This window comes from Heliomicrobium sulfidophilum (assembly GCF_057715735.1).
Genome location: NZ_JBVTZZ010000005.1, coordinates 271,961 through 295,630 on the forward strand (window position 1 = coordinate 271,961; position 23,670 = coordinate 295,630).

The window sequence follows — 23,670 nt, forward strand, 5'->3', positions numbered from 1 at the left end:
TTTTAAACAGTTTACCAGAAAACTCCTCGTTTACCGCCTATCCCGGCAGGGAATTGTAAGGCTAGACTAGGCCAATTGAAACAGGAGGAGTCTACGTGAACCAACAGATCACCCAGCAGATCCAAAACATGCAGTCCACGCTCCGTCAAGTCGAATCCGTTGTCGGACAGATGCGCCAGATCGAACGGAACAATGAACAACAGTTGACATCGCTGGCGCAGCGGGAAGCGCAGACCCAATCCCAACTGCAGCAGTTGCAAAACGTGTGCTCCCAGATGACGCAGCAACTGCAAAGCCTGTCCAATCAGTCTCAACAGTACGCTTCCACGATCATGCAAATGGCCTCCCCCTCCATAGGCATCGCTTCCGGTTTGGGCATTAGCTATGGCTTGACCTCTGGTACGGGCTCCACAGCCTCCTACGGCGTCACCCCCTTTGGGACCACTTCCGGCTTCGGCGGGAATTCTGATTTCGGCGGCGCCTCCGGCTTCAGTGGAACCTCCGGCTATGGCGGTACCTCCAACTTCGCTGGTACCTCTGGCTTCAGCGGCACCTCTGGAATCGGCGGCACCTCCAACTTTGGCGGCACTTCCGGGAGTTTCGGCAACAACATCGGCATGGGCACTGCGTCTTCCTTCGCGCCGACCGCCGGTTTTGTCGGTGAACAAAGCCCCTATGCGCAGGGTTCGACCCTGTCCGCCTCCGCCTTCGCCCCCACCCCGGGCTTCATGGGTGAACCTCCCTCCACCCAGAGCGGCACTGGCATGACAGCACCAGGAAGCGGAAGTACGGCCATGTCCATGGGGGGAACCGGCATGGCCATGGGCGGTGGCGGCTTCTCCTCTACTGGCAGCATCGGCGCCACCAGTTCCATCGGCATGGGAGGCATGGGCAGTGGCGGTTTGATGAGCGCCTTGGGTGGTTTCTCTTCCATCGGCGGTTCCGGCCTCTCCGCTAGCACCATGACACCGACCCCTGGTTTTGTCGGCAGCCCCTCACCCTACGCCCCTTCAACCGGTCTGTCGGCGACTTCTCTGACCCCTTCGCAAGGCTTTGTCGGTGATCCCTCTCCCTATGCCATGGGCGCCACCACTGGCGGCTCCATTCAATAGACACACACTTCAGTTCCGACAGATCCACAGTCAATGATAAAGCCCCCTCTCCGAAAGACCTCCGTCGTCATGGAGTACACCGGCCTCACCGACACGGACGCTGCCGCCGGGAGAAAAGCGCCTTGATGCATGTCCTCCTTCTCCCCCGCGCAAACTAGCCAATGGAGGTGACGATACTTGGACATGAAGGACAAGTGCGGCCAACAGGCTGCCAACACCAAAGCCCACCAGATGGAAACGGCCAATGAGTTGACCCCCAACAAAAAGCTCGACAACTGCCCGGCTTGCAAAGAGCCTGAAGTCGAAACTTGGTAATCATGGACTCGCCTATGAGTTCTGTGAAAGGTGTGCCAGGGGATTCGGAGACTTTGCCGGAAACATCGCCGGAGGATGGCCCTCGCTTTACCCGCCTCGATCACATGGCGGTCACGGAAGAGGCGAACAACCTGGGGGACGATCTTCTCATCGATCACTCACCGGCGGTCGACAAACCGAGCGACCCTGGCCCGTGGCCAAGCAAAAACCCAAAATCGTGAGAAGTTGAAAAAGGATCCCCGAGCACCACACTCGGGGATCCTTTTTCTATCGCATTGTTCCATGCACCGAATAGCGGGGGTAGTCTTGTTCTAAAAGAGCTTATGTTCTTTACCGAAATAACCTGCTCCGCCCATAATCCCCCTTGCGCGCCCCCAGCAGCGCATCAAAGGCCTCAATCACCGCATAAGCGGAAAAACAGAAGATGATCGGCAGAAAAGGGATATTGTAGCGTGCAAAACCGAAGTAGAGGTTGTGCAGCGCCGTATAGTAGACAGGGATGGACAGCAGCAGCACCAGGCCTACCAGCCGCCCCCCAGCGCCCCAGCGATCTCTCGGTACCTCATCACACAACAGTCCGCCTTGGGCGCGAAGCTCTTCCCGCCGGTTCCACCAGCGCCAGAGGGCCGTCCCGATGCCGGCCAATCCCAAGACCATCAGCGCCTGATGGACGAAGTCCACCCAATACCGGATCGACGACCAGATGGGCTCCCACATGAAGGGGCCGCCCCACATGTACATAAACTTGCCCCAGGTGTACCATTTCAGATATCGTAGCGGTTCCTTGGGCACATTCTCCTTCAACCGTTCAATCGCATATTCCTTATACTTCTCCTGGGCGTCCAACTCGTCATCGCCGACGGGCCATTCCGGCGCCGCCCCGTTGACGAGCCCCTCCATCTCAATGTAGGTGCCAAGCAACAGCGGTTCCCCGGCGCCCGAGGAAAAGGGAATGAAGCGTTCAAAAGCGATATAGTTGCGGATCCACCAAGGGGACATGCATACCGTAAAGACCATCATTACGATCAAGCCGTTGCGCAGCCAGTTCTGGAAGGTGAACCGCCGCCGCCAGAGCATGTACAGCATGAAAACAGCCGGAAAGAGGGCCGCCGTCGCCCGCGTCAGCGTCAACAGCGCCGTATAAGCGCCCAGGAGCCCGAAGAAAAACATCTCCGCCTTTTCACTGAGTTGCTCCTCATGGCTCAACTTGACCAGCAAAAAAAGATAGCCGAGATGCAAGACGGTGAAAAGGGTTTCCGTGAGAATCAGCCCATTGATCAGAATATTCGACGGATAGACGGCCATAAACAAAGCTGCCAGCAGCGCCGTTCGCCTTTCGGTCAATTTCTCCACAAGACGATAGGTGAGAAAGACGGACAGGACCCCGAGCAGCGCCTGCACATAGCGAACTGCCTGCACCCCGGCATCATCGCTGCCGAAGACGGCGAAGACGAGGGCCACAAAACCGGGAAAGACAGGCCCCACGAAGGCGGTCGGCCGGTCGGAGCCGAAGGTCATCGTGCCCGTCGTGAGCCATTTGGCGGCGCACTGCACATACCCCAAGTCATCGCTGTGCAGAAAGAGGGTCGGTCCTTGCAAGGCGATCACGGTGACGCGCAAGACCAGGGCCAGCAGCAAGAGGCCGATCAAATATACCTTGAAGCGTGTAGTTTCTTCGTTAAACACAGCAGCCTCCCAAAAATAAGATCGATTCAAAGGAATCTATTCAAAGGAGCGCCCCTTCTGATCTGCGCTCCTTCTGTTAACGTCTTTTATTCAACCACCGTTTGAACCGTTTTCTCTTCCGTCCGGACAGGCTTCCGGGCTTTTCTAGCCTGTTTCGATGACTCCAGCCACTTTTCCTCCATGTGCAGCAGCTTTTCTGCCACCAGGGCGTTGACCGTGCTAGGAGGATACCTGCCGTCCTCATCCGACTGTCCTGCCGCGACGCCGGAAAGGATTTCGATGCCCTCATCGACATGGGACACGGCGTAAATATGAAAAACGCCCGCCTCGACAGCGTCAAGGACCGCCTGATCGAGCATCAGGTTCGGCGCATTCTGGGCCGGGATGATCACCCCTTGCGACCCCGTCAGACCGCGCGCTTGGCAGAGACGGAAAAAACCCTCAATCTTCTCGTTAACGCCGCCGATGGGCTGCACCTCCCCCCGCTGGTTAACCGAGCCAGTCACGGCGATGTCTTGACGGATCGGCAGGCCCGACAGCGCCGACAAGAGGGCGTACAGTTCCGCCGAAGAGGCGCTGTCGCCGTCGATGCCGTCATAGAGTTGCTCGAAGGTCAGCGCTGCCGAGAGCGAAAGAGGGCGCTCCTGGGCGAAGCGGGCGGCAAAAAAGGAGGTCAGCACCAAGACGCCCTTGGAATGGCTTTGCCCGCTTCGACGGATCTCTCGCTCGATATGGATGACACCCTCCCGGCCGAGGAAGACGCGAGCCGTGATCCGGTTCGGCTTGCCGAAGGCGTAATCGCCCATGTCGAGGACAGCGAGGCCGTTCACCTGACCCACGACAGCGCCGTCCGTATCGATGAGGAGCATCCCGTCGCGCATTGTCTCCTGGATGCGCTCCTCAATGCGGTTGACGCGGAAGTTCTTCTCCTCCGTCGCCCGCTCCACATGAGACGCCAGGACTTCTTCGGCCCCCCCGCTCTGGGCCCACATGGCCGACTCGACGATCATGTCCTTGATGTCGTGAAAGGAGGTGGAGAGCTTTCGCTGGTGGGAGACGAGGCGGCTCGAATAGTCGACGATACGCGCCACAGCCCCGGCCGAAAAAGGCGGCAGCTTTTCCCGGTCGCAGACAGAGCCGACGAAGGCGGCATACTTGCGTATGTTTTCCCGATTCCGTTCCATCACGCTGTCAAAATCGACACGGACCTTGAAAAATTTGCGGAAATCCTCGTCCATATTGTAGAGCAGGTAGTAGACACGCGGATTGCCGATCAGAATCACCTTCACGTCGACCGGCGCCGGCTCCGGCTTCAAGGTGGCTCCCGTGGACAGCCCGAGCTGTTCGCCCAGATTCTCGATGCGCAACTCCCGCGTCCGCAGCACCCGCTTGAGCCCCTCCCAGGCGCCTGGCAAGGTGAGCAACGGCAACGCTTGCACGATCAAAAAGCCGCCGTTGGCCTGGTGGACAGCACCCGGTTTGATCATCGTAAAATCGGTGGCCATGCTGCCGAAGGAACTGCGGTACTCGATCTTGCCGAAGAGATTGGTGAAGGTGGGGTTCGATTCGACGATGACCGGCGCGCCCACCTGGGTGGCATTCTCTACAAAGAGGTTGACCTCATAGCGCATCTGCGGAGACGGCTTCTGCCCCCGCGCCAGCAGGAAGAACTGGGCCGACGCGATCTCCTCCTCGTCCGATGCGCCGCCTCCTTTGAGGTCGCTCAGATGCTCCAGCACATCCTCCTGCACATGGGAAAGATACTCGATCACCTTGGGGTGGTTTTTGTATTTTTCTTTAATCGCATCCACCAAGTGTTTCGTCGCCTGCTGGGCCGTGTCGCGCTCGATCTCCTTGATGTGGTTGTTCGCTTCCTTTTGCAGATTCCGGGAGCGGCGGAGCACATCGGCGAGCCGGCTTTCCAACTGATGCTCCCGGTCGTTGACCGCCTGACGCTCCTTTTCGTCTAAGGCTTCGAATTCATCCTTGGACATGGGTTTGCCTTCCTCGGTCATGGGGATCGTGAAGATGCCCGACTGCCCTTTTTGCAGGATAAAGCCCTCTTCCTTGGCCAGTTCCTCCATCTCCCGGAACATGGCCGTCAGCTTCGTCTCCACCTGTCGCAGGAAGGCCGCCCGGTGTTTTTCATGGGTCTCGCCCTCAAGGGCTTTACGAATCTCGGCTTGCAACTCCTCGACAAGTTCCTTCACGTCGCGGCGCAGCTCGCTCCCCATCCCAGCCGGGAGGGTCAATACGATGGGCCGGTCCGGCTGGCAGAAATTATACACATAGCAGATGTCATCAGGCGTCCGCCCCGACTGGGCCACCTGCTTCGCCTTGGTGACGGCAAAACCTGTCTTCCCCGAACCGACCGGCCCGGAGATGTAGATATGAAAACCGGGATGCTTAGCGCCGAGGCCGAACTCCATCGCCTTAACGGCCCGTGGCTGCCCGATGATCCCTTCTTCCAGCGGCGCGATCTCCCGGGTGGAGGAAAACTCGAAGATCTCCGGCTCGCACCGGGCGGTCAGCCGGTCCAGCGGCAGACGGCGCGATTGCAACTGAGCGGCGGATAGCGCTTTCATAGCAGACACGATTCGCCATTCCTCCTTATCTCCCCTATGAACAATCTATTTCGCGCCAGGCCAATGGTGTTCCTGCGCTCTCGGCCGAACAATAAAAAAGCCGCCCCCTATTCGAGGGGACGACTCAATTCCTTATAAAGCATCTTCGCTAGGCCGACTTCCTCCCGCTTGGCCATCTGCTTGGCATACTCCTCATCTAGCATGCTCTCCCAGATCTTGCGGCCCGGCGCCTCTTCGATCAGGTCCGATTTCACAACGGTGTTGCGCATTCCCTTCAACATCTGCTGGAGAAAGAGCGCCTCAAACTCTTGGCAGGATTCCTTCAGCCGCTTGCGCTCTTTTTCTTTCTCTGCCTCTGTCATGGCCGCCCCTGCGGTAGAATCGGCCGATTTCTGCAACTGTTCCTCCATCAACCGCTGAAAGAGGGCGCCGTTCCGGGCCTCCGTGGCGGCCGCCTGGCCTCTGGCGACGCTGGGCAGATCGAATGTATCCATCATACGCTGAATCGGCGTAGTCAAAGCGATCCCCTCCTACCTGTTTTTATCGTGATGATACCTCCTCACCTTTAGCATTTAGAAAAAACTTCCCCTTTCAGCGAGAATGAAAAAAGGCATCGGCTGTTGCGTCATTTTGGAAGATCCGGTAAAATAGGACTATAGTGAAAATTCTGAAAAAAGGGGGTGGCGCAGCGGTGAGACTGCAAACAAAACTGACCGCCTGGACCTGCACCACCCTGTCGATCGGGTTGGTGACGACGTTAGCCGTCTACGGCTGGATGGAGACTCAAAGCGTCCAATCCCGGGTGGAGCGCGACCTCACCGCCAAAGGGGAAGCGCTTGTCAAGTCGGCGGCCAAAGGCTTAGAAGCCATGGTCGAAAGCCATATCCGCAACGGCGTCGAACTCCCCTCCGGCAAATTCGTCCGCGGTGAAGAGTTGAAGCAGATGCTCTTCAATGATGAACTGATCCTGATCCCAGAGAGCAAGGTGGAAGCGGAGAAACGATTTAAACCGGATGAGACAGTGGAGCGCTTCGACGGCGCCCGCATCCCCATGCGGGAGTATGAGTACAAATACCTCTCCCAAGCCGACCCCTACACCGACCAGTACTGGCAGCGCTACATCGACTCCTTCATGGGCAGCGACCCCGATGTGGTCTTCGCCTTGCCGACAAAATACTCACCCGACCCGGCGAAAACAGGATTCGTACCCACCCACAACTCCTTTTACAGCCCTACCGACCCCGTCCTTTCCCGCGACTCCTGGGGCGCCACGGGAATTATCAGCCAAAAGTACCGCTCCAACCGGATATTCAACGATGCCGCCGGCGGAGCAGCCGTCGCCAACCTTGATCGTGAAAAGCCCTTGAAAACCGTCTATGAACGAAAGATCGAGGGAAAGACGATCACCATGTGGGATATGTCCTATCCCGTATTTTTTGAAGGCCGTCACTGGGGCAGCTTTCGCCTATCGATCAGCAAGGAGCGGGCCGACATGCTCATCGCCGCCCGCACCAAGGAGCTCTTCTGGAAACTGCTGACCGTTGCCGCCGTCGCCCTTGTCGGCCTTGCCGGCACGACGATCCTGATCATCGCCGTCATCATCATCCGGCCTCTCAACTCCATGGTGACCGTCTCCAAGCGGCTGGCCGAAGGCGACTTTACCCATGCCGTCGATGTCCGGCAAAAGGACGAAGTGGGCGACCTGGCCAACGCCTTCAATAATATGATCACCAACGTCAAGACCCTCGTCGACGGCATCATGAAAAGCACCTGTGAAGTCAACCGCCTCGCCGGCAACCTGCAACTGGCCGCCGGTCAGACGGCGGAGGCCTCGGAAGAGATCGCCCGGGCGGTCCAGGAGGTCTCGTCCGGCGCCGCAGACCAGGAAAAGGAATCAGCGGCAACGGCTCATGTCGTCCGCCGCATGACGGCTCAACTGTCCTCCCTATCGACAACGGCGACAGAAGTGGCCCAAGCGACGACCAACGCCCAGCGCCGCGCGATGGAAGGGCAAAGCTCGATCGACGAAGCGACCGGTCAGATGCAGGTCATCCACGATACGGTCCTCCAGTCGGCGGCGGTGATCCACCAGTTAGGTGAACGGTCGAAAGAGATATCGCGCATCGTCGAGACGATCACCGCCATCGCCGGCCAGACCCAGATGCTGGCCCTCAACGCGGCCATCGAAGCGGCCCGTGCTGGCAGCGAAGGCCGCGGATTCGCCGTCGTGGCGGAAGAGGTGCGTAAGCTGGCCGAACAGTCGCGCCTTGCGGCCCAGGACATCGCCCGCCTAGTCGCCTCGGTGCAGTCCGAGAGCGCTCGCGCCATCCACTCCATCGAAAGCGAGACCGAAGTGGTCCGGGCGGGCATCAGCGTCGTCCGGCGCGCCGGCGAATCCTTCCGAGAAATCCTCCACGCCGTCGCCGATGTGACCGGGAAGATGCAGTCCATTTCTTCGGCAATCATCGAACTGGCCAGCGAAGAACAGCAGGTCCTGGAAGCGGTCGATCACGTCTCGGCCATCGCCCGCAGCAACAACGACACCTCCCACCGCATCGCCCTCTCGACACAGGAACAGACAGCCGCGATGGAGGAGATTGCCGCCTCCACCGAGATGATGGCCCAAACGGCGCGAGGGCTCAGCGAACTGGTCCAGCGCTTCGTCGTCGAGCGCTAGCAGCGCCTGCTACGTCGACACCCCTGTAACCTTTTGCCGGTCACAGGGCTTCATTGAAAACGAACAACTCATCGAGGTCATCGCCGAGATCATCTAGGTAATCATTCACCGGCTTACCTGGCAACGCCAGATCCGGGTGTCTGCTTTTTTTTCACACTTGGCCGCATCCGGTCGATCGTGATGGCTGGATTCTCTCTTAAGTCAAAAATAAAGGGACTCATGATCCTGGTGCCCCCAATTTCGCAAACCAGCACTTTGGGATGAAAGATGTCTTTTTCATCGATCTGCACGATGCTTCCCGTGTACCCGTTGCTTAAATCCACCTTCATATTCGCAAGCTGCTTCAGCACCACGAAATCCAACGTGTCAACGAGATGTCCGTCCAAACCTAACCGGCATTTGGAGTGAATGATCTCCAGCGCATCCAGGGAGCCATACTCCTGCCGGTGAGGCCGGTTGGCCGTCAGCGCCGTATAAACATCGGCCACCGCCACAATTCTGGCATCCAACTCGATCTGGGCGTACTTTAAGGCAAAGGGGTACCCGGCGCCATCGCACCGTTCATGGTGTTGGAGGACGCACTGGAGCACTGTATCCGGAATCTCACATTTGTGGAGCACCTCATATCCTAGGATAGGGTGCTCCATCATTTCTTCCCGCTCTTCTTTGGACAACTCGCCGCGCTTGAAGAGAATCTCCGGCCGGACATACAGTTTTCCCAGATCATGCAGTAAAGCGCCGAGGGCCAGCAGGTACAGACGGTCAGCGCTGAGTTCTAAATCCAAACCGATCAAGAGACTGATCAGGCATACACTGACAGAATGGAAATAGACCAACTCCTCATTTTGACAGGAGCAGGGCAACTGCAGCGCCCGTTCGGGATGTTGCACCACCGCGTCGACGACGGAACGCGCCAACAGTTCCATCGTCTCCGGTCGGTGCTTCTGTAGCATAATTTCAGACATTAACGCTCTCAGTTGATGGACTGTTTCAATGTAAAACTGGTTTTCAGCAACCTTTTGCTTTAACGCGAGAAACTGCTGCTCATAGTCCTTGCTGTTTTCTTGTTCATAGAGGTCGATGCCTTCCGACTCCCAGGTCAGCAACTGGTTGTAAAACTGTTTGCTCAGAATAATCCCCTCAGGCAAGAGCATTTTTCCGGTAGCTGTCACGATATTATACTTGAGTTTGTCGCCCAAGTTATATTTTTTCGACAACTTATGGGCCATGGAACCAACTCCAATCCATGCCATCTGATCCAGAGACAGTGACGAAAAGGGTATCTCCGTAGTAAAAATATATGTTCGCACAATCCAATCGAATCCTAACGAATAGGGAATAACAACCTAGTCTTTTTTATTGACGATTAATAAAAACAAAAAAAGAGCGCCTGGCAGTGCTCCAACCTTAGTTTTCTCCTCTTGACGGTCGTCAAAGAATTGCATATGATAAGTACATATTAAATCCGTTACGGGCACGTTACGGACATACATCTTCCTCATGATTTTTTCAATTAAAGGCACTGCGCTTTACTGTTCCCACCTTTGTCTCGCCGATGAGACCTTTTCGATTTACTGCAGAAGGCGGTTCTATCGAAAGGTCTTTTTTATTTCCCCTAAGTGAGAAAGTGACTTTAAGCGGAGGTGTAGTTCATGATCATTTCCAAACAAAAAGCAGTCATCTTGACATGCCGGGCCTGCCGGGAGCGCTTCGAACTCAGTGTCAAAGGGGTCGTTCACAACGAAGCCCTGCCGCACACGGTCCCCCTCGATGTGGTCTACATCGGTTCCACTCACCGCGTTGCTGATGAGAGCCACGCGATGGCGGAGATCCTCTGCGTCTGTCCGAATTGTAGCGCAAAGAATAAGTTTGAGGCGTGGATTCCGAGGTATCTACGGTTGTAACGAATCGTAAAATAACTACCGCTCTACTCAGATGTTAATAATAAAATCGCTCTGCCCCTCTATCGATAGATAGCATCGGGCAGAGCGATTTTATTATTTCTGTCTTAGTCCCTACGCCATCGCTTCGACTAACATAAAATGCAAAAAACTCTTGGTCTGTTACGTTAGACCAAGAGTTTTTGCAGCGACGGTCGATTGTTATTACCCGCCCAGGTACGCCTTCTTCACCTCTTCACTTTCCGCCAGTTCCTTCGCCGGTCCGGAGAGGACGATCTTACCGGTCTCCAGAACGTAGGCTTTGTGGGCGATGGAGAGGGCCATGTGGGCGTTCTGTTCGACGAGCAGGATCGTCGTGCCGGCCTTGTTGATCTCCTTGATGATGGCGAAGATCTCCTGGACGAGGAGCGGCGCCAGGCCCATGGAGGGCTCGTCAAGGAGCATCAACTTGGGACGGGACATGAGGGCGCGGCCCATGGCCAGCATCTGCTGTTCACCGCCGGAGAGGGTGCCGGCGAGCTGGCTCGTCCGTTCCTTCAAGCGCGGGAAGCGGGTGAAGACCTTCTCCATGTCCTCCTTGATGCCGTCCTTGTCCTTGCGGAGAAAGGCGCCCAGTTCCAGGTTCTCCAGGACGGACATGTTGGCGAAGATGCGGCGGCCTTCCGGAACCTGGGACATGCCCATGGCGACGATCTTCTGGGCGGCCTTGCCGGCGATGTCCTGGTCTTGGAAGCGGATCTCGCCCGACTTGGGCTTGATCAGGCCGGACAGGGTGTGCAATGTCGTCGTCTTGCCGGCGCCGTTGGCGCCGATGAGGGTGACGATCTCGCCCTGCTGGACCTCCAGGGAGATGCCTTTGAGGGCGTGGATGGCCCCGTAGTATACGTGCAGGTCTTTAACCGTGAGCATGGGACACATCCTCTCCGAGATAAGCTTCGATGACTTTCGGGTTCGACTTGATCTGATCCGGCGTCCCCTCAGCAATGATCTGGCCGTAGTCGAGGACGTAGATGCGTTCGCAGATGCCCATGACGAGGGACATGTCGTGTTCGATGAGCAGGATGGTCAGGTCGAATTCCTTGCGGACCCAGCGGATCATCTCCATCAGTTCGGCCGTTTCCTGGGGGTTCATGCCGGCTGCCGGCTCGTCGAGGAGCAGCAGTTGCGGCTGAGCGGCCAGGGCGCGGGCGATTTCGAGGCGGCGCTGTTCCCCGTAAGGCAGGTTCTTGGCCAATTCGTATTTTTTGTGGCCGAGCTTGAAGATCTCCAGGAGGCCTTCCGCCTTCTTGTCCATTTCATCTTCCCCATGAAAGTAGGAAGGCAGGCGCAAGATGGCGCTCAGCATGTTGTAGCTGCGGTGCTGGTGGTAGGCGATCTTGACGTTGTCCAAGACGGTCAGGTTGGAGAAGAGGCGGATGTTCTGGAAAGTCCGGGCGATCCCCTTCTGGTTGATCTGGTAGGGCTTCAAGCCGACGATCGTCTCCCGCCGCAAGGCAATGTCGCCTTCGGTCGGCTTATAGACACCAGTCAGCAGGTTGAAGAGGGTCGTCTTGCCGGCGCCGTTCGGTCCGATGAGGCCGACCAGTTCGCCGATCTTCAACTCGATGTTGACATCGGAGACGGCCTTCAAGCCGCCGAAGGTTTTGCTCAGGTGATTAACCGACAGCAGTATCATTGCCAGTCCCCCTTCCTTTGCCAGTCAACCGGGCGTAGAGGCGGCGCATGCCGGCATAGCTGAATTCGGCCGTGCCCATGAGGCCCTGGGGACGGACGAGCATGACGACGATGAGCAGCAGCGAGTAGATGACCATGCGCAGTTCGGCATACTCCTGCAAGAAGGCCGACAGGATGGTCAGGCCGATAGCGGAGATGACCGAACCAGTCAGGGAGCCAAGGCCGCCGAGGACGACGAAGACGAGGATGTCGAAGGACTTCATGAAGCCGAAGGTGGTCGGCTGGATGGTGTAAAAGTAGTGAGCATGCAAGGAGCCGGCGATGCCCGCGAAGAAGGCGCCCATGGTAAAGGCAATGACCTTGTAGCGGGTGATGTCGATGCCCATCGTCTCGGCGGCGATCTCGTTCTCACGGATGGCGATGCAAGCGCGGCCGTGGGTGGAGGTCATGAAGTTCTTGATGATCAACACCGTCGCCACGGTGAGGAAGAAGAGCCATTCCCAGTTCGTGAGTTGGGAGATGCCGTTCAAACCCGCGGCGCCGCCGACATACTCAATGTTCAGGATGATGACGCGGATGATTTCGCCGAAGCCGAGGGTGGCGATGGCCAGGTAGTCGCCTTTCAGTCGCAGCGTCGGCATACCGACGAGGATGCCGGCGACGGCCGCCGCCAGGGCGCCCACGAGGATCCCGACAGGGAAGGGATAGCCCAGTTTCATGGTCATGATCGCCGAGCCGTAGGCGCCCATGGCCATAAAGCCGGCGTGACCGATGGAGAACTGGCCGGTCATGCCGTTGATGATGTTCAAGGACGTGGCCAGGATGATGTTGATGCAGATCAAAAAGAGGTTCAACTTGTAGTAGTCATCGATGAAACCTTGTTCGAGGCCGAAGCTGACGAGACCGTAAAAGAGGAGGAGAACGGCGGCGACGATCAGGTTGGGCAGGTTCAACATTTTTTTCACGCCGCTCACCTACACTTTCTCCCGCACGTTGCTGCCGAACAGCCCCGACGGTTTGACGATAAGGATGATGATCAACAGCGCAAAGGCCACGGCATCGCGGTAGAGCGACTGACCGTACCCGCTGACAAGGGCCTCGATAACGCCAAGGGAGAGACCGCCCACGAAAGCGCCGGGAATGACGCCGATGCCGCCGACGACGGCGGCCACGAAGGCCTTCAAGCCAGGCATGATGCCCATGTAAGGGTTGATGGCGTTATAGTAAATCCCCACCAGTACGCCCGCTGCCGCGGCCAACGAAGACCCGATGGCAAAGGTGGCGGAGATGGTGTTGTCGACGTTAATGCCCATCAGCATGGCCGCCTGGGTGTCATGGGAGACGGCCCGCATCGCTTTGCCGGTCTTGGTGTAATGGACGATGTACTGGAGCAACAGCATCAGCAACACCGTGACGACCATGATGACGATCTGCCGGTTGGTGATGACGACACTGCCATTGAAGAAGTGGTACTGCACCTCTTGGAAGACATTGGGGAAAGTGCGAATTTTCGCGCCCACAGCCAACACGCCGCCGTTTTCCAGGAAAAAGGATACGCCGATGGCGGTGATCAGGACGGCGATCTTCGGCGCCCCACGCAAGGGTTTATAAGCGAGCCGTTCAATGACGACCCCCAGGATCGCGCAGACAACCATCGAAATGATGAGCGACGGAAGGAAACCCCATCCCTGGGTCGTCGCAAAAAACCCTACATACGCTCCGACCATGTACACATCACCGTGGGCGAAGTTGATCAATCGGATGATGCCATACACCATCGTGTACCCCAGCGCGATGAGAGCATAAATGCTGCCCAGGGAGAGGCCGTTGATAAGCTGTTGAAAAAATACTTCCACGTCTGTCAGCCCCTCCTTTGTCAGAATGGAAGGGGGGAGCCATCCCCCCCTTCCTTATTAACGTAGCGATTACTTCGGAGCCACTTTGTCCTTGAAGGTCTGCTTGCCGTCTTTCATCTCGATGATGGCAGCGGCTTTGATCGGGTTGTGCTGTTCGTCATAGCTGATCTTGCCGGTGACCGTCTGGAGGTCCTTGGTGGAGGCGAGCGCTTCTTTGATCTTGACGGGGTTCGGTTCGCCAGCGCGCTTCAGGGCGTCGACCATGATCAGAGCGCCGTCATAGCCGAGAACAGCCATGGAATCCGGCACTTCGCCGTACAGTTCTTTGTACCTCTTGACGAAGTCAACAACCAGGGGATCCGTATCTTCCGAGGAGTAGTGGTTCGAGAAGAAGGTGTTGTTCAGGGCAGCCGGGGTAGCGATCTCGGTCAACTTCGGCGAATCCCAGCCGTCGCCGCCCATGATCGGCATGGTCATGCCCAATTCGCGAGCTTGTTTGACGATCTTACCGACTTCTTCATAGTAGCCAGGGACGTAGATCACATCGGGGTTCTTGCCGCGGATCTTCGTCAGCGTCGCTTTGAAGTCCTGGTCGCCAGTGACGTAGCCTTCGTCAGCGACGATCTCGCCACCGCCTTTGACGAGGGCTTCTTTGAAGAACTGGGCGAGACCTTTCGAGTAGGGCGCTTGGTTGTCGGTGAGCACAGCGGCCGTCTTCAGCTTCAGGTTGTTCAGCGTAAAGTTGGCCATGACCGTCCCTTGGAAGGGGTCGATGAAGCAGGCGCGGAAGATGAAGTCGTTCGTCTTCTTCGTGTTTTCATCGACGGTCACCTTGGGGTTGGTGGCTGACGTAGAGAGGACAGGGACTTTCTTGTCCATGGCCAATTGGACCATGCCAAGGGTGTCGCCGGAGGTGGTGCAACCGAGGATGGCGACAGCCTTTTCGGAGTTGATCAGCTTGGTCGCCACGTTCGTCGATTCAGTGGCCTCGGACTTGTTGTCCAGGGCAACGAACTTGATCTTTTTGCCGTTGATGCCGCCTTCGGCATTGACCTTGTCAAAGACCATCTTGGCGCCGTTCACAGCCGCTTTGCCGAAGGTGGCTTGTCCACCGGACAGTTCGAAGTTGCCGCCGATGACAAACTCATTGGCGGCAGGCGCGTTGGCTGCCGTATCTTTGCTCCCGCCGCCGGAACAGGCGGTCAGCAGGCTGGCTGTAACAACGAGGGACACAGCCGCCACGAAACTCTTTTTCCACTGCACGAACGTGACCTCCCCTTTCATTTTCTTTCGCAAGAATATGTCCAAAAAAATATGTCCTCAGGAACCGCTCGCCGGAACTGTTCCCCGTCACCCCCCCTTGTCCGGCCGGGTCCGCATCGGCATAGGAATCCCCTTTCAGTGATGGAAAGAACAACCCCTGGACATAAAAACAAGGTCGGCCATAAACTTCCGTCGTCATGTGACGGCGAACGTCATTGTCCGACCCCGTCGTAGGGAGTTGCTGGGAATCCGCTTTAGCCGGAACGAGTTTCTTCGCTGAAACCGGCGGCTACATACATGATGCCTATCATAATTGTACTTCTGTGTACATTTCCCTGTCAACGAAGAAAACCGCCCGGAAGAGACTGCCGCTTCCTGGAGTTTTCTTCTCCCCGGCAGGGTTATCGTTGAACAGGAAACTTCAGTCGCTCGGGACTTCCCAATCTCCGTTTCGCGTCAGCGGTTACTGGGCTTTGATCTTGGAGTTGACCGTTTGGACGCCGTCTTTCAGTTCGACGATGACGATGTCTTTCACGGGGTCATGGTTTGCGTTGAGGGTAAACTTGCCGGTGACGGCCGGGAAGTCTTTCGTCGCCTCCAGGGCTTCTTTGATCTTGGTCGGTTCGGCGCTGCCGGCGCGCTGGATGGCGTCGACGATCAGGCGGGCGCCGTCATAGGCAAGGGCGCCGAGGGCGTCGGGCACCTGGCCGTATTTATCCTTGTAGGCCTTCACGAAGGCTTGGACGGCCGGATCAGGATCTTCCGGGGTGTAGTGGTTGGTGAAGAAGCAGTTGTTCAGGTTGTCCTTGCCGGCCACTTCGGTCAGTTTCGGCGAGTCCCAGCCGTCGCTGCCGACGAAGGTAGCCGTGATGCCAAGACCGCGGGCCTGCTTGACGATCTTGCCGACGGCTTCATAGTAGGCCGGCAGGTAGATCACGTCAGGGTTTTTGCCCTTCACCTTGGTCAGGATGGCCAGATAGTCGTTGTCGTTCTTGTCAAAGGCTTCTTCAGAGACAACGGCGCCGCCGCCGGCGGTGAAGGTTTCTTTGAAGAACTTGCCGAGACCCTTGGAGTACTCGTCGGCCTGGCTGACGAGGATGACGGCGTTTTTGGCGCCTTTTTTGAGGGCGAATTCGGCGGCCGCCTTGCCCTGGAAGGAGTCGAGGAAGCAGGTCCGGAAGACGTACTCATGCACCTTGCCGGTCTTCGGATCGACGGTGACGTCTGGGTTGGTGGCCGTCGGGGTGATGACGGGCACCTTCTTGTCGTCGGCGAAGGTGACGACGCTCAGGGTGTTGCCGGAGGTGACGGGACCGATGACAGCGGAAACCTTGTCCTGGGTCACCAGGCGGGTCACGACGCTCAGCGATTCGGCCTTGTCCGACTTGTTATCATACTTGACAACCTTGATCTTCTTGCCGTTGATACCGCCTTTGGCGTTCACTTCGTCAAAGTAGAGCATGGCGGAGTTCAAGGACGAGGTTCCGTATGTAGCAACGTCCCCCGAAAGCTCGAAGTTCGCCCCGATCAGAATCTCATCCGCCGATTGTCCCGGCGCTTGGGCTGCCTTGGGCTGCCCGGAGCAACCGGCCAGCAAGGCCAGGCTGAGCACGACGCCCAAGCCTTTCAGCCATTTGCTTTTACCCATTTTTCTCCTCCTTTTGCTGCCAATCTTTAAGCGATTGACGATCTTAGCCCTAATTATAGGGTTCGTTGTACTGTCCGTCAATAAAAAACAATGTCCGAGCTACAAGAACAAATTGGCCTTTTTATGTAAAAAAAAGCCGCGAACGGTAGAAATCAGAGGATAAACGCAAAAGAAACGGATTTCACAACGTTCAGAGCGGCTCATGAGGTTTGCGCTGTCTTGACCTTGTGTCTCCTTGCTAATAATTAAAAGAGCCTCCCGTAGAGCGGATGGATCCTTCCCTTGCAAGAGAAGGATCCGTCCATTTCTATCGAGAGGCTCCGAGTTTTTTGTATCTATTTCACGTGTTACCATTGCCAACTGGGTCGGCGCGAAATGACTGCAATCACACTTTTGTCAGATCGAGCAATCTCCCTACTCCTACCGGCGTCGCTGACGTGTCCGGTTTGAACAGGGCGGCCTCGTCTTCCACCGTGACCAGCGGCGCGCTGAGCGGTGACGGGTCCGGTTCAGGACCGTCAAAATCGCTCCCCTCTCTCCGGCTGGGCAGTTCGATCACGTGGGAAGCGATTGCGCCTTGGTCCTTTTTGCCCCCTTCGCTGCGGTACTCTTCCAGCAGTTCTCCGATCCCCTTGAAGAGGGCCTTCTCCCCGTAGACATAGCGCATCATGCTGGGCACTTCGGCTTTGATCGTGGTGATAGTGATCTCCTTCCCTCTTTCCTCGAGGGAGCGCAACTGCTCAAAGACAGTATGACGGATCTCCTCATCGGTCGATCCCCAGCGGATGCGAGGGTTCTTGGCCTTTTCCTCGGTCTTTTCCTTTTTCCGGCTGCGCGGTTTCCGGGCCGTGCCGCTCTCCCGTTCCGCCACCCCGCCGCTCTCTGCCGAACCTACGGCCAGATTGGGGGCGCTGTCCGACAGATCGGTCAGGATGCCCTGTCCGGGGATCTGGGGGATGTCGGGCGTGGCCGGCATCGATTCAAGCCGTTCGCGGATCGTCTGCAGTTCCGAACGGACCGGTTCCAGCGCCTTTTGCATCATCATTTCCGCCAGTGTGAAGGCGGCTTCCAAAGCCTGGCGGTAGCGGCGGTATTCATCATCCAGCGTCTGCAATGCCTTTTCCCTTGTTGCCACGTCATAGGGGGAACCTGTCATCACAACTCACCCTCCATACACGCAAGGCGACCTGCACCGAATACTACTGTCGCCTTGAGTCTGCTTGTATTTTGGAAATAGTATATGCCCCCTTGAAATATTCAATACAAAATGCAATCCGAAAAAGGTCAAAAGACCTCGGGAAAAACCTCCCGAGGTCGAAAATTCCATCCATTCCCTTTTATCAGTCGCTGCATGTCCCTTCCCTCTCCTCGGTCCGCGTCTTTTTGACGGGCGGCAACAGGGATTATGAGCATCCATAGCGGGTTTTTTCATCTATGATCCGCCTTAGCGGATGCTAACCTGCATATTGCGCAGCCACAGGTCGACCTGGGCCAGGTAGGCGTAGAGTTGCGGAAGTCCCATCAGTTGGCCGAACCAGGGCAGGTCTGTCGTCTCCACATCGGCTTTCGCCAAGGCGCGCACCCGCTCCACGTCGATGAGCGGCAAGAGGGGCGACGCGGGATCGTCGAGAACCTCCATGAGCCAGCAGCGGACGGCGGACGTGTAGGCAGGGTGGTGGGATTTCGGGTAGGGGCTCTTCTTTCGCCAGAGCACATCTTCCGGCAGGATGCCCCGCAAGGCGCGGCGCAGGATGCCTTTCTCGCGGCCTTCGCAGGTTTTCATCGCCCAGGGGATGTTCCAGACATACTCGACGATGCGGTGGTCACAGAAGGGAACGCGCACCTCCAGGCCGTGGGCCATGCTCATGCGGTCCTTGCGGTCGAGCAAAGTGGTCATGAACCAGGTGATGTTCAGGTAAAACATCTCCCGCCGGCGCGCCTCCTCGGCCGCTTCTCCCGGCAGGCGCGGAACCTCGGCCAGCGTCTCCTCGTAACGCCGCGCCATATAGGCCTCCGGCTGGATATATTCGCGGATCTCCGGCGCCAGCAGGCTGGCCCGCTCGTGGATGCGGCGGGACCAGGGGAAAGCACCGGCGTTCAACAGTTCGGGCCGGTGGAACCAGGGGTAGCCGCCGAAGACCTCATCGGCGCACTCGCCCGATAGGGCCACGGTAGCGCCTTTTTTGATCTCCCGGCAGAAGAGGTAGAGCGATGATTCCACATCGACCATGCCCGGCAGGTCGCGTGCCCACAGGGCCGCTTTGAGGGCGTCCACCAGTTCAGGCGTGTCGATGATCACGTCGTGGTGGACGGTGCCGAGATGGGCCGAGACGCGCTTGATCCAAGGGGCGTCGGCATTGGGTTGGAAGGCGCTCGGTTTGAAGTAGATATCGTTGTCCCGATAGTCGATCGAGTAGGTGTTCAAGGGGCCCAATCCGTCCCGCTCGTACACATGGGCGGCGACAGCCGTCAGGGTGCTCGAATCGAGCCCGCCCGACAAGAGGGTGCAAACCGACACGTCGGAGACAAGTTGCCGCTCGATGGCGTCCAGCACCAGTTCACGGACCCGCGCTGTCGTCCCTTCCAGGTCGTCCTCATGGGGCCGACTTTGCAGCGTCCAGTAGGGATTTAGCCGCATCGACGCCGCATCGATGGTGAGGGCGCGGCCGGGGCGGACTTCTTGGATCCCTTTGAAGACGCCGTGACCGGGCGTGCGGGCCGGTCCGACGGCAAAAATCTCTGCCAAGCCCTCGGCGTCGATCTCCGGCCGAATGTCCGGATGGGCCAGCAAGGCTTTGAGTTCGGAGGCGAACAAAAAGGCGCTGCCCCGGCGGGTGTAAAAGAGGGGCTTGACGCCCATGCGGTCCCGGGCCAGGAACAAACGTCCTTCCATCTCATCCCAGACGCCGAAGGCGTAGATGCCGTTGAGCTTATGGACACAGTTCTCGCCCCATTCGATGTAAGAGACGAGGAGCACCTCCGTGTCCGATCGGGTGTGGAAGCGGTGGCCCCGCGTCTCCAACTCCTGCCGCAGTTCCGGCGTGTTGTACAGTTCGCCGTTATAGGTCAATACGTAGCGGCGCCGGCCCACCTCCCGGATCATGGGCTGGACGCCGCCGATGAGATCGACGACGCTCAGGCGCCGGTGGCCGATAAGCGCTCGTGGCGAGACCCATGTCCCCGAAGCGTCCGGACCGCGGTGGGTCAGCGTCTCCACCATCGCCGCCAGAACAGGCCCCTGCTGGGAGAGGTCGGCCTCCCAGTCGATCCATCCGACAATACCACACATGGCTATCACCCTGCTTTCTGACATTGATTTTCATTTTCATTTGACTTGGTGCAGTATATGTGACGGCCCAACTCGCGGTTCCCCGCTGTAGCCCTGACATATTATGTAGAAAGGGAATTTTTGCGCCTGTCCCGGGGCGCTGGGTGTTCCTGCTGCTTGGTGATTACAGAGACGGCACCGGCAGCCAAGCAGACTCCCAACAAAAAACCCCGGCATTACTGCCGAGGTTATCGGTGTTACATTAACTTTTCTTTGAACGTCTTCATGCTTTCAATGATGATAGTCCTTTAGTAAAGCCTGGGTGTATTGGCGCAGCGAGCGGAGCCAATACACCCCGCTTTTCCTCTACCAATCGTCTTTTACGAGGAAACCTCCATTACATGAGCGGCGCCTGCTACGCCGAAACCCCGCCTTGCCCCGACAATCGCGCCTTCAGCCTCCCCCACCGCCGCCGCAACCCCTCTTTCCAATCCTCCATCAAGGTGTACACGACGGGGATGATGACGAGGGTGAAGAGGGTCGATGCGAGTAAGCCGCCGATGAGCACCACGGCCATGCTGGAGCGCGATTCGCTACCCTCGGTGAGGGCCAGCGCCGAGGGTAGCATGCCGACGACCATGGTCACCGTCGTCATGATGATCGGACGGAGACGGGTCTGGCCGGCCTCCACGAGCGCTTCTTTCAGGGAGCGGCCCTGCTCCCGCAGGGTGTGGGTGTAGTCGATGAGGAGGGTGCCGTTTTTGGCGACAAGACCGTCCATCATGATGATGCCGATGAACGAGAAGATGTTCAAGGAGTTTTTCGTCACCGCCAAGGCGATCAACGCGCCGGCGATGCCTAGGGGAAGCGACAGCATGCGGATAAAGGGCGTCATATAGGACTCGTAGAGCATGACCAGGACCATGTAGACGAGGACGATGGACAAAGCCAGGGCGGCTACCAGTTCACCAAAGGAATCGTTCATGCTCTGCGCCGAGCCTGTAAATTTGTAGGAGACGCCTTGGGGCAAGCCCTTGGCCTTGATCTTGCCGTCGACCTCCTTGAGGAAGTCATCGAGGACCCGGCCCTGCAACCCAGCGGAGACGGTGATCGTCCGCTGCCGGTCGGCCCGGCGGATCTCCGTCGGCCCCGTTCCCATGCTGATCTGGGCCACCTGCCGCAGTTGGACCGGCATGCCGGCGCTGTTGGTCAAGGTCAAGGAACGTAAGGAATCGAGATCCGACTTGTTCAACTGGTTGATTCGGACGGTGACATCGTATTCCTTATCGCCAGCGCGGAACTTGGTGGCCACATTGCCGTTTAGGGACGCCCGCAGCGTCTCTGAGATATCCTTGACCGATACGCCCATGTAGGCCGCTTTCAATCGGTCGATGGAGACCTGGATCTCCGGCTGGCCGACCCGCCAGTTCGTGTCGATGTCACGAGACCCACTTGTCTCAACGACGATCGATTTGATCTCATCGACAGCTTCGATGAGCCTGTTTGGATCCGAGCCAGAGACCTCGATCTGAATGGGATAACCGGAGCCGGAGGCCATCGAGTCGCTCTCCGTCACCGTGATCCGGCCATCGGAGAAATGGACGGCCCACTGGCGGATTTGTTCGGACACGTCCCAGACAGAACGTTTCCGTTCCTTCTTGTCGACGAGGGAGATGCCGATGCGGCCGATGTTCGAACCGGCCGAACCCATGCCGATGCCGCCCGTTGAACCGAGGGAGGTCTGGAAGAAGCGGATCTCGGGGATCGTCTGCAGGTACGCTTCGATCGTTTTTAAGGCCTGGTCTGTTTTCTGGATCGGCGTGCCGATGGGCAGTTCCACGTTGACCGTCAGGTCGCCCTGGTCGGTCCGCGGCGCAAATTCGAAGCCGATCAGTTTGAGGGGGATGAGGGCCACTGAGGCGAAGAAAAAGAGGACACCGACGGCAATCACCTTTTTGCGGTGGCCGAAGGACCATTCGAGGATGCTTAGGTACTTATCGCGAAAGAGGACGGCGTATCGATCAACCGGCGTCCAGAAGCGCGCCGACAGCCGCCGCACCCCCTGGTACCAGGAGACGCCGGCCAGCGGGTGGAATGTTTTCTCGCCGTTATGAGGCTTCATCAGCCGGGAGGCGAGCAGCGGCGTCAAGGTGAAAGAGACAAAGAGCGACATGAGGGTGGCGAAGACAACCGTCAGGCCGAACTGGCGGAAGAACTGGCCGACCATGCCGCTCATGAAGGCGATGGGCGCGAAGACGACCACGTCGGACAAAGTGATGGCGATGGCGGCCATGCCGATCTCAGAACGGCCGTCAAGGGCCGCCTGTTTGGGGCTTTTGCCCATGGCCAAGTGGCGGTGGATGTTTTCTAAGACGACGATCGAGTCGTCTACGAGGATGCCAATGCACATGGCCATCCCCATGAGGGACATAACGTTAAAGGTGAAGCCAGCGAAATACATCCCGGCCAGTGTGGAGATGAGCGATGTAGGGATGGCGATGAGGACGGAGACCATGGAACGCCAGTCGCGCAGGAAAAAGAGCAAGGCCACGCTGGTCGTCAGAATGCCTTCGAGAATGTTGGAACGGGTGCCATTGACGGAAAGACGTATGTACTGGGAAAAATCACGGGCGATGATCAACTGGGTGTCGCTAGGAAGCTCTTTTTTTATGGCTTCGATTTCTTTTTTGATGCGGTCGCCCACATCGACGAGGCTGGCGTCCGACTGCTTGAAGACCATCAGGGCAAGAGCCGGCTGGCCGTTTAAGCGGGTGTACTCGCGAACCTCTTTGTAGGTGTCGGACACTTCGGCGATCTGCCGCAGGGCGATGTTTCCGCCCTTTGACAGAGGGATCTCCAGGTTGCGGATCTCCTCGGCGGAGCGAAACTGGCCGAGCACGCGCACCATGTATTCCGCTTCCGGGCGATCCAGGCGGCCGGAAGGCTCGTTCAGGTTTTCCGAGTCGAGGCGGCGGATGACCTGGTTGATGGAGAGGCCGTACATTTCCAACTTCGTTCGGTCGATGTTGATCTGGATTTCCCGCTCCTGGCCGCCCGAGATGGTCACCTCCGCCACGCCGGGGATTTTCTGCAACCGCTCTTTGATCAGGTCCTTGGCCATCTCGTTGGCCTCATAGAGGGGTCTTGATGAACTGAAAGAGATGGCGGCCGCCGGCAATGCGTTCATGTCCCGTTTGATGACGACGGGGTCTTTCACATCCTCAGGAAGGCGACCCTTGATGGAGTCCACCTTTTTCTGCACGTCGATGGCGGCCTGGTTGGCGTCCGCCGTCAGTTCAAACTCGATGAGGATGGTGGCCCGCCCTTCCACGGAGACAGAGGTCAGTTTTTTCAAGCCGGCTAGGGAGGAGAGTCCCTCTTCCAGGGGCTTGACCACCTGAGTCTCGATCTCCTCGGCGCCTGCGCCGGGGTAGGCCGCCGACACAGTGACAAAGGGCGTATTCAAGGCAGGGTATAGCTCGACCCCGATGCTCCGGTAGCTGTAGAGGCCGATGACAACGAAAAAGAGGACGACCATCGTCATCATCGCCGGTCGCTTGAGAGCCAGTTCCGTGATGCGCAAGAAAAAAACCTCCTGCTGGTTGCCGAATTGGACCAAAGGGCTGGTCGGCCGCAGTATTTTCATTCTATCATAGACAACCCTTTGGAACATCGAAAAAGGGTG

General features: G+C 57.7%; 18 protein-coding genes. 5 read left to right on the forward strand and 13 right to left on the reverse strand.

The features are described from left to right. The first annotated feature begins 95 nt into the window (after positions 1–95). The 3 genes from AC0CW1_RS07020 to AC0CW1_RS07030 all read left to right on the forward strand — a co-directional run bounded on the left by AC0CW1_RS07020 (position 96) and on the right by AC0CW1_RS07030 (position 1,648). Entirely contained in the window at positions 96–1,112 is a 1,017-nt protein-coding gene (locus AC0CW1_RS07020) for a hypothetical protein (protein ID WP_488182366.1), read from the forward strand. A gap of 177 nt (positions 1,113–1,289) precedes the next feature. Continuing rightward, entirely contained in the window at positions 1,290–1,427 is a 138-nt protein-coding gene (locus tag AC0CW1_RS07025) for a hypothetical protein (protein WP_488182367.1), read from the forward strand. A gap of 53 nt (positions 1,428–1,480) precedes the next feature. Beyond that, the gene (locus AC0CW1_RS07030; protein ID WP_488182368.1) at positions 1,481–1,648 is read left to right on the forward strand and encodes a hypothetical protein; all 168 of its coding nucleotides are present in this window, start codon (positions 1,481–1,483) and stop codon (positions 1,646–1,648) included. 109 nt (positions 1,649–1,757) lie between these two features. On the opposite strand, the gene AC0CW1_RS07035 is transcribed toward AC0CW1_RS07030, so the two are convergent. From AC0CW1_RS07035 to AC0CW1_RS07045, 3 genes are all read right to left on the reverse strand, one after another. Next, a complete protein-coding gene (locus tag AC0CW1_RS07035; RefSeq protein ID WP_488182369.1) occupies positions 1,758–3,113 on the reverse strand; it encodes an ArnT family glycosyltransferase in 1,356 nt (451 codons plus the stop codon). 86 nt (positions 3,114–3,199) lie between these two features. Further along, positions 3,200–5,698, reverse strand: coding sequence for a Lon protease family protein (locus AC0CW1_RS07040; RefSeq protein WP_488184105.1), 2,499 nt, complete (start codon positions 5,696–5,698; stop codon positions 3,200–3,202). Positions 5,699–5,805: 107 nt separating this feature from the next. Continuing rightward, the gene (locus tag AC0CW1_RS07045; RefSeq protein WP_488182370.1) at positions 5,806–6,216 is read right to left on the reverse strand and encodes a rod-binding protein; all 411 of its coding nucleotides are present in this window, start codon (positions 6,214–6,216) and stop codon (positions 5,806–5,808) included. A 173-nt stretch (positions 6,217–6,389) separates the two neighbouring features. Between AC0CW1_RS07045 and AC0CW1_RS07050 the strand changes: the two genes are divergently transcribed. Then, entirely contained in the window at positions 6,390–8,375 is a 1,986-nt protein-coding gene (locus AC0CW1_RS07050) for a methyl-accepting chemotaxis protein (protein ID WP_488182371.1), read from the forward strand. A 113-nt stretch (positions 8,376–8,488) separates the two neighbouring features. On the opposite strand, the gene AC0CW1_RS07055 is transcribed toward AC0CW1_RS07050, so the two are convergent. Continuing rightward, on the reverse strand, positions 8,489–9,604 hold the full coding sequence (locus tag AC0CW1_RS07055) for an HD-GYP domain-containing protein (protein WP_488182372.1): 1,116 nt from the start codon (positions 9,602–9,604) through the stop codon (positions 8,489–8,491). A 423-nt stretch (positions 9,605–10,027) separates the two neighbouring features. Here AC0CW1_RS07055 and AC0CW1_RS07060 point away from each other — a divergent pair, with 423 nt between their 5' ends. Then, on the forward strand, positions 10,028–10,279 hold the full coding sequence (locus AC0CW1_RS07060) for a hypothetical protein (RefSeq protein WP_488182373.1): 252 nt from the start codon (positions 10,028–10,030) through the stop codon (positions 10,277–10,279). A gap of 201 nt (positions 10,280–10,480) precedes the next feature. On the opposite strand, the gene AC0CW1_RS07065 is transcribed toward AC0CW1_RS07060, so the two are convergent. The 9 genes from AC0CW1_RS07065 to AC0CW1_RS07105 form a co-directional block, all read right to left on the reverse strand. Further along, positions 10,481–11,185 carry an ABC transporter ATP-binding protein gene (locus tag AC0CW1_RS07065; RefSeq protein ID WP_488182374.1) on the reverse strand — a complete coding sequence of 235 codons (705 nt, stop codon included), beginning with the start codon at positions 11,183–11,185 and terminating at the stop codon, positions 10,481–10,483. After that, complete coding sequence (locus AC0CW1_RS07070; RefSeq protein WP_488182375.1) at positions 11,172–11,951, reverse strand: ABC transporter ATP-binding protein; 780 nt, start codon at positions 11,949–11,951, stop codon at positions 11,172–11,174. Before AC0CW1_RS07070 ends, AC0CW1_RS07065 begins: the two co-directional genes overlap by 14 nt. Further along, positions 11,932–12,906 (reverse strand): branched-chain amino acid ABC transporter permease, encoded by a 975-nt coding sequence (locus AC0CW1_RS07075; protein WP_488184106.1) that lies wholly within the window; start codon positions 12,904–12,906, stop codon positions 11,932–11,934. Before AC0CW1_RS07075 ends, AC0CW1_RS07070 begins: the two co-directional genes overlap by 20 nt. An 18-nt stretch (positions 12,907–12,924) precedes the next feature. Continuing rightward, a complete protein-coding gene (locus tag AC0CW1_RS07080; protein WP_012281449.1) occupies positions 12,925–13,806 on the reverse strand; it encodes a branched-chain amino acid ABC transporter permease in 882 nt (293 codons plus the stop codon). Positions 13,807–13,875: 69 nt separating this feature from the next. Beyond that, positions 13,876–15,069, reverse strand: a complete 1,194-nt coding sequence (locus AC0CW1_RS07085) for an ABC transporter substrate-binding protein (protein WP_488182376.1) — start codon at positions 15,067–15,069, stop codon at positions 13,876–13,878. Between the two features lie 463 nt (positions 15,070–15,532). After that, entirely contained in the window at positions 15,533–16,717 is a 1,185-nt protein-coding gene (locus AC0CW1_RS07090; RefSeq protein WP_488182377.1) for an ABC transporter substrate-binding protein, read from the reverse strand. A gap of 385 nt (positions 16,718–17,102) precedes the next feature. Next, entirely contained in the window at positions 17,103–17,876 is a 774-nt protein-coding gene (locus tag AC0CW1_RS07095) for a hypothetical protein (RefSeq protein WP_488182378.1), read from the reverse strand. 285 nt (positions 17,877–18,161) lie between these two features. Then, the gene (asnB, locus tag AC0CW1_RS07100) at positions 18,162–20,006 is read right to left on the reverse strand and encodes an asparagine synthase (glutamine-hydrolyzing) (protein ID WP_488182379.1); all 1,845 of its coding nucleotides are present in this window, start codon (positions 20,004–20,006) and stop codon (positions 18,162–18,164) included. A 394-nt stretch (positions 20,007–20,400) separates the two neighbouring features. Beyond that, positions 20,401–23,568, reverse strand: a complete 3,168-nt coding sequence (locus tag AC0CW1_RS07105) for an efflux RND transporter permease subunit (protein ID WP_488182380.1) — start codon at positions 23,566–23,568, stop codon at positions 20,401–20,403. Between the last annotated feature and the right edge of the window lie 102 nt (positions 23,569–23,670).